Annotated in this window: 4 protein-coding genes; 1 reads left to right on the top strand and 3 read right to left on the bottom strand. The window is 65.3% G+C overall.

All coding sequences use genetic code 11. The features are described 5' to 3' along the window. Window positions 1-149: 149 nt before the first annotated feature. From AC1D00_RS16995 to AC1D00_RS17005, 3 genes are all read right to left on the bottom strand, one after another. Window positions 150-3,893, bottom strand: coding sequence for a tetratricopeptide repeat protein (locus AC1D00_RS16995; protein WP_477011473.1), 3,744 nt, complete (start codon window positions 3,891-3,893; stop codon window positions 150-152). Window positions 3,894-4,198: 305 nt separating this feature from the next. Further along, a complete protein-coding gene (locus AC1D00_RS17000; protein ID WP_477011471.1) occupies window positions 4,199-5,062 on the bottom strand; it encodes a tetratricopeptide repeat protein in 864 nt (287 codons plus the stop codon). Window positions 5,063-5,114: 52 nt separating this feature from the next. Continuing rightward, window positions 5,115-5,744 (bottom strand): FecR family protein, encoded by a 630-nt coding sequence (locus tag AC1D00_RS17005; protein ID WP_404557940.1) that lies wholly within the window; start codon window positions 5,742-5,744, stop codon window positions 5,115-5,117. 478 nt (window positions 5,745-6,222) lie between these two features. Here AC1D00_RS17005 and AC1D00_RS17010 point away from each other — a divergent pair. Continuing rightward, the coding region (locus tag AC1D00_RS17010) for a VCBS domain-containing protein (RefSeq protein ID WP_477011472.1) at window positions 6,223-7,864 on the top strand (1,642 nt) is incomplete at its 3' end.

Raw genomic sequence — 7,864 nt, forward strand, 5'->3', positions numbered from 1 at the left:
CGACGACCGGTCCCCGTCATTGCGAGGAGCCCTTGCGACGAAGCAATCCAGACTGTCCTCGCGGAAAGATTCTGGATTGCTTCGCTGCGCTCGCAATGACGGAGGATGCGGCGCCGTTCCCGGCCGCGCTCCACGCGGCGGCAGGGTCCCTACCGCGTCATCTTGATCTGCCGCACGGCGGGGATCTTCGGCAGCGAGCCGGTGTGGTCGGTCTCTTCCTTGGCCTGCGGCCCGGATGGCGCGCGGGCGGTGGCGTCGGGGAAGCGCTGCTTCATCTCGCGCAGGAAGCCGTCGAGCGTGTCGACGCTCGCAGCCAGCTTGGCGATCTCGGCGAATTCGGCACTGGAGGCCGCGGCCGGCTTGCTGGCGATGTTGAAGGCGAGACGGTCGGCGCTCTCGCTCATCAGCGGCGCGTACTTCTCGCGGAAGCGCGACAGGCCGATCGAATCGTCGGCGAGCGCGTAGCCGACGGCGGCGCGGATGATGTCGCTCTTCTCCACCGCATTGAGCGGCTTGAAGTCGCGGAAGCGCTCGCCGTAATAGAGCTCGATCTGCTCGGCGGACTCGCGCCAGCGCCGCGCCGCCCAGAAGATGTCGGAACGCAGGCGGAGCACCTCGCGCCCGGAGACGTTGGAGACGATGTCGAGCGCGAGATCGTGCCGGCCGACGTCGCTCTGCGCCCGGGCCTCGAGCAGCAGACGCTGCTGCCTGAGCTCGCCGGAGAGATCGCTGATGCGGCTCGCGCGCAGCGCCGAGATCGCCATGTCCGGCCTGCGGTTGGCGAGATAGATCATGGAAAGACGCGCGGCGACCTGGGCACGCGCGGCGCCTTCGAGGCGGTGGTCGACCTGGTACTGCAGGAGCTCGGCGGCCTGGTCGAGCAGGTCGATCGAGGCGAGACGGTCGGCAAGACGCCGGATCAGCTCGTCGCCGCGGCGGCCGATCGGCGTCAGCTCGCGGAACTCGTAGAACATCCCGAGCGCCTCGACCGGCGGCAGTTCGTCACCCTTGGGCCCCAGGAAGATCTGCGTGAACAGGTCGGAGGCAAGATCCTGCGCCTGGCGCGAGGCCTCGGCATTCGGCTGCAGCTTCGTCGCGGTGCGCGCCGCTGTGAGCGCGTCCCGGTAGCGCCCGTTCTCGGCATAKATCTGCGACAGCATCTGCAGCGTCTTGACCTCGATCGCGTCGCCGCGCCAGGTCATCGACAGCGTCTCGAGCTCGCGAAGCGCGTCTTCCTTGCTGATCTCGTCGCGCTTCTGCCGCAACGCGACCTCGAGCTGCTTGGCCTCGGCCGCAGCCGGCCGGTCGCTCGAGCCGACCGCGAACCTGTAGTCGTCGAGCGCATCCCTGTCGTGGCCGAGCGCCTCGGCGAGCCTGCCGCGCAGCACGGCGAAGCCGGGCGCAGCCTCGGGCGATACGCCGACGATCTCGAGCTCGCTGCGCCGCTTGGAGGCGCCGGCATAGTCCTTCACTTCGAGCGAGGCGCGCATCGCGTCCATCGTGACGATGCGCTGGATGTCGAGCGGCAGCGAGGCGATGGCGAATTCGACGTTCTTGAACTTCTCGCGCGCGTCCGCCCATTTGCCCTGGCGCGCATAGGCGAGCGCCTTCCAGAGCTGGGAGTCGTGGCTGTTGCCGATCACGGGATTGGCGAGGTCCTTCAGGCCCTGCGCCGGCCGGCCGATCAGGATGCTCGCGATCGCGTGCATGATCAGCGCGCCGCTCTCCTCCTTGTTGAGCGGATCGCTCAGCATCAATTCGGTCACGGCCTTGGCCTCGTGATACATCGCGCGCGACATGTAGAACTGCGCGAGGTCGAGCCGCGGCAGCGAGCGCAGCGCCGGCTCGACGGCCGAGATCGCCGTGATGAGGTCGCTCTGGCGCGTCATGAAGTTTTCCGACTGTCCCTTGCGCCAGCCTTCGGGGCTGAAGATCGGGCGCACCGCGGTCGGGGCGCGCTCGGCAGAGATGTCGACCGGCGACAGCGTCAGTCCGCCCTTCTTGCCGAGAATGACCTTGTCGGATCCGACCTCGACGCCGACCTCGTCGGAGTTCGGCCGGATCGCGATGCCGTGGGCGGATTCCAGCAGCGAGAGATCGACGAGGTCCTGACGCTTGATGAAGCCGCGCACCGGCCGCTGCGCGGTGACGACATAGAGCATGTCGCCGGCATCGGGATCGGTGAACTTGTGCAGCACGCCCGGATTGGCGAAGGGAATAGCGATGTTGGCGAGCGCGGGGTCGGTGATGTTGCGCGACATCATCAGCGGCAGCGGCGTCGCCTGGATCTTGTCGGCGAGCGTCAGCAGCCAGTTGGTCTCCTTGCCGACCTCCTCGCTCGTCAGCGAATAGACCAGCGGCCGGGTGAGACGGATGCGCACCGCCTGTCCCTTGTCGAGGGGGATGCGGCCGACCTCGCCGATCATTGCGCCGCCCTTGGCGCGGATCGCCTCGACGTCGATCGGCTTCGGCGTGTCGAACACCAGCCAGATGGTGTCGCCGCGGCGGAACGCCGCCGCGGGCGTTGCAACCTGAAGCGGGAACGTCACCCGCAAGCCGTCGCTGTCGCGGCGCGCATCGACGCTCGGTGCGGCCGGCTGCGGCGCGGCCGGCGCCTCGGTGGGCGCAGCTTTGGCTGCTTCCTTGACCGGCTCCCTCGCCGCTTCCTTCACGACCTCCTTGGGCGCCTCGGCCATTGCTGGCTTGGCAGGCGCGGCCGGAGCCTCTGCAACAGGCGGGGTGGGCCTCGAGGCTTCCTTGGACGTTTCTTTGGGCGCTTCCGCAGATTCGGCCGCAGGAGGCTGCGCCGGTTTCGGCGCTTCGGCGGCGGGCATCGCGGCAGGCGCGTCCGGCTTCGCCTCGGGCTTGATATCGATCCTGGCGTCGCGCGCGATCGTCTCGGAGGTCGGCGGCACGACCTCGCGATGGGCGTCCTTCTTCTCGGCCGCCGGCTTTTCAGCGGCCGGTGCCGGTCCATGGCCCTGACTGGCAGACTTGGCCTGCGCAATCGCAGCCTCGGGCGTCGCGGCCGCCTTGCCCTTGTCCGGCTGGAAGGAGACGTCGACGACGTAGTTCTTCTCGTCGCGGAAGGAGTGCACATCGGAATCGCCGATCAGCGCGATCTCGACATTGGTCTGGTCGATGTCGGCCTTCTGCTTGATCGAGGCGACGTTCGGCGGCGCGGCGACGACCGCGTCCGCGAGGTCGAAACTGAGGTTGGCGTTGAAGGCCAGCGTGAGCTTCTGCTCGTTGAGCACTGAGGACACGCCGACGCCGTCGGGCATCTCGAACACGAAGCGCACGAAGGTCGGCTGCACCGAGGCGCGCACACGGATCTGCGGACGCTTCTTGGTCTCGGCTGCGGCGCGCTGCGCACGCAGCGCCCGTTCGGCGACGCGCGCGCGCTCGGCGAGTTCCTTGACCACATCCATGGGCAGGCTCGGCGGCGGTCCCTTCCAGCCTTCCGGCAACAGGTCGATGAAGGTGCGCTCGCCGGCATTCATGGTGTTGACGGTGACGCGCCGCGCCAGCGACAGGCGGATGGCGCCGCCGTCGGGATCGCGGCGGGCGGAGTTGACGTAGTCGGGCGCGCCCTCCGGAACCCGGTCGACGGGAACGTCGACCGGCCGGTCGAAGCGGATGATGAGAATGGAGCCGGCCGTCGTCACCTCGGAGGGAACATCCTCGACGAGCTTGATCACCAGACGGGCAAAGCCGCCACCGGCCGAAAAGCTGGCCTCGCCCCGGATCGGGTCCGCCCGCGCCGGGCTTGTGGCGATCAGGCCGACCAGGAGGATGGTTGCCAGCGCAGGTGCCTTACGGACATGACGCGACAGCCCCCACGCCAGGGCGCGGGCTCGCGACACAAATCCAGCGGCAGCCTTCTGCGCCATTGGCGGCACTTCTTCCGGTTCGACGACCCATACCGGCACATGGCGCCGGCCCATGGCGTCGAATGTAGGTTTTGCCAATTAAGGACTTGTTAATGCTGTATTGGCGAATTGATCCCGCGCAGTGCGTCGCGACGCCTTGCGTGCGGGCTGAGGCGTTCGCGCTCCGAATTTGGAGAGCAAGTGGTTAAGGAGATGTTAACGCCCCGACGTCACCGGCGCCGGGCGGGACCGGCGCGGCGTGCACCGCGGCCGCCGTCTCAGCAAATTCCTCTGCGATGATCGACGAGCCAGAGCCGGTCGTGAACTCAGTCGTGACCGACGCCATAATGCGCGAACTCGTCGCCGATATTGCCCTGAATTGTCTTTGCAGCCGAAATGTCAGCATCTCCGCCAATCGCGTCGCCCTGCTTCAGCTTGGCAAGCCCGCGGCCAAAAAGCGCGCTCGCCAATTCCGGGGCGGCTCGCAAGGCAGAATTGTAGTCGGCGATCGCCGCACCGAACTCGCCCATCCTCAGGTGAATCAGCCCGCGCGTGTCGTACACGGCAGCGCTGGTCGATCCGGATTGAAGCGCTCTGTCACAGTCTTCCAGCGCGGCCTGCCAGGCACCGAGTAGCGCCCGGGTCCAGCATCGTCCGCTCCATGCGGCCTGCGAATCGGGCTGGAGACGAATGGCCTCGTCGTAGTCATGCGCCGCGCGCTGGTGGTCATTTTTCTTCAGGTAGGCTCCGGCGCGGTTGACGAAGGCGGCGCCATAGTCGGGATCGAGCTTGATCGCATCGTCAAAGGCCTCGATCGCGAGCTGATATTCGCCTTTCCTCAAGTAAGCCACACCGCGGTTGTTGAAGGCCTTTGTGTATGTCGGCTTGAGCGCGATCGACTGATCGAAATCGCGGATGGCTTTGTCGAAGTCGCCCTTTGCGGTGTAGGCATTGCCGCGATTGTTATAGGCGATAGCCAGAGCTGCCGTCGTCCCCTGACGCGCCTCGATGAAAGCCGTGCAGGCAGCGATCCGGGCATCAAGCGAGGTGGTACCCCCCCCGTTGCAGGGTTCAATACTGCTGAGATAGCTGTTGTTCACCTTGGAATTCTGGGCCGCGACTGGCAAGCCGACCAACAGCAGGACGCCAATCGCCACTCCGCTTTTGACGACGGACGATCTTGATTCCATGTCAGGCCCCGTCCTCTGAGATCTGGCGATTGCGCGGAGGCTAGAACCAGCGTCAGCACCCGCGGCAGATGTTCAGATTGAGCTTGTGCTCCGCCCTTTGCTCGGGTCGCGGTGCCCCCGTTACGCCGGACTTCTTCGAATATTTGTTCTTGCCCTCTTCGATAAGAGTGGAGAACCTGGTGGTTCCGTCATCCGAGATTTCGACGTGAGGTGTGGTGCCTCGAACGCCCATCGTCGCGACCGGCGTTTCGATCTTCATGTCACCGGTCTTCGCAACCTGGCCGGCAACAAAAACGAACGTCCCCTTGGTCAGGCTGAAGATCGTCGAATTGGACTTCCCGGCTGGTTCGTAGACATATTCGTCCAACGTCATGCGGGTGTTGCTCGACAAGTTGAACGACGTCCCATCCACGAAGTTGATGCCGACCCGACTGTCGGCACCGGTTCGAACCACATCGCCCAAATAGACCGGATCGCCAATCTTCGTCTGGGTGGATTCGCCCGGGACGTTGGCCTGGACAATGACGGCTCCCACATGCTCGATGATGACCGAGCCATCGGCTGCCACAACTTTCCCGATTGGCTTTGACGAGGAGTCCAGAACGGCTCGCCGCGGAGAATCGTTCTGCGCCTGGACTGGGTTGAGTGACAAGCCGGCCAGCGCAAGGACGATACCTGCCACGAGAACAGTCGCTGCGTGAGTGCCCATGGCTCAACCCTTTTTTGAAGATGTTGTTTTGAGCATCGGAACGGCACCGACGGCGTCGGCGAGACCATCGTGCATTATGGCAGAGCGGCGGCAACAAGCCACGACAGCCAAACCGACTATTCCGGAGTAATCCGAATGGCTGATCGCCGTGCCCGAAAGAGCCACTATCCGTGCCAGGCGATTTCAACCAGCTTTTCGCCCGTGCCGTCGGGTGAAACGACAGCAATTCTGCCGTGACATGCCTGGGCGGAATTCTCGGAAAACCACGACCTTCAGCGGGCCTGACTGAGGTTGCCGGCGCAAAAGCTCCCGATCGCGTGACGCGGCAAGCCAGCAAAGATACGGCGACGTCTGAGGTCGACCGCTTGTCAATCGAGGTCGAACAATGTCCGTCACGCCCGCTGGAAGGCCCGGGGACGAGTCTGAAACCGCTGCGGTCAGGCATCACCGCGTGAAGGCGACCACGAGCGGCTCTCTTGATGGACCCGTCGCGCAGACTCGCGAGCGGGCCTCTGCCGGCCGCTTCGGGATGTTGTCGCTCACGGCATTGTTCTTCTCGATGATCAAACAGGCCCAGGCCGCAGACCCGAACGTGACGTTCCTGGATGACGACGCCATCACTTACAAGGATCTCGCGCACGGTGCATTCGAGCTTGTGACCAAGGAGCCGATCCCGCGGCACATCATCGTCGAGGATCCCGGCGAGACAATCGTCCTCAAAAAGGTAGGATCCACGATCAGTGTGAACCAGGTCACGAACTCTCTCGCCCGAATGGAGGAGTTGCAGACCGCACAACAGGACGCGCTCGCCAATCTTCAAGGACCCCACGGCTCGGGCACGCCTCCCTTCGTCAAATCCCTGCCGCTGCAGCCGATCAATTTCATTCCGCCCGCAGCGCCCGCGCCGCAAGATTTGCTGCAGCCTCTCGTTTTCACGCCTGAGCCTCTGATCGTACTACCGCCGCCGACGCTGAACACCGGAGCCGGGCCGGCCGAATTCGATACCGTGGTGTTTGACACATTCACTGCGACGAGCGGAACGTTCGCCGCGAGCAGCACCAACAGCGGCAAGCTGACCTTCGGCGTCGTCGGGGCGACCTCCGGCACCACGGTCCTGGGCGGAGTGACATACGATCTGTCGAAGACAGGCCCCTACGGGACGCTCTACGTCAACAGCACGAGCGGCGCCTATACGTTCGTGCCCGACAGCGCCGCAATCAACGCTCTGACGGCGCCCACGACCGAGGGCTTCGTTGTGACCGTTTCCGACGGAAACACTTCTGCCAGTCAGACCTTCACGATCGTCCTCAACGGCGTCAACGACGCTGCATTCATCTCCGGAACCACGACCGGCTCGGTTGTCGAGGCTGGCGGCACCACCAACGGAACACCCGGCACGCCGCTTGCGACCGGCACGCTCACCGACACCGACGTCGACAATCCGCCCAATACCTTCACGGCAGTGAGCTCGCCAAGAGCGAGCGCCGGCGGCTACGGCACCTTCACGATGACGACGGCCGGCGTATGGACCTACATCCTGGACGACACCAACGCCGCGGTGCAGGCGCTCAATGCGGGCGATACGCTGATCGACCACTTTACGGTGACCGCCATAGACGGCACTCCCCAAGTGGTGACGATCACCATCCATGGGGCCAGCGACGCAGCCGTTGTCTCCGGCTCGACGGCCGGCTCGGTGATCGAGGCCGGCGGCGTTGCCAATGCAAATCCCGGAACGGCCACTGCAAGCGGCACGCTCACCGACACGGACGTCGACACGACCTCAAATGCCTTCACGGCGGTCGGCCCAACGGCAAGCGCTGGCGGCTACGGCACCTTCACCATGACGGCAGCCGGCGTGTGGACCTACACGCTCGACAATAGCAACGGTGCGGTGCAGGCGCTCAACGCCGGCGAGACGCTGGCCGACACGTTCACAGTGACCACGCTGGACGGCACCCCCCAAGTGGTCACGATCACCATCCACGGCACCAACGACGCCGCAATTGTTTCCGGCACCACGACCGGTTCAGTGACCGAGGCAGGCGGCGTCGCCAATGCGGCGCCCGGCACGCCGGCCGCGACGGGCACAC

This window comes from Bradyrhizobium sp. P2_E8 (assembly GCF_056403875.1).

What these genes read in the sequence shown, in the direction of transcription:
- AC1D00_RS17000 (WP_477011471.1), bottom strand. Translation starts at nt 5,062, where the DNA reads ATGGAATCAAGATCGTCCGTCGTCAAAAGCGGAGTGGCGATTGGCGTC.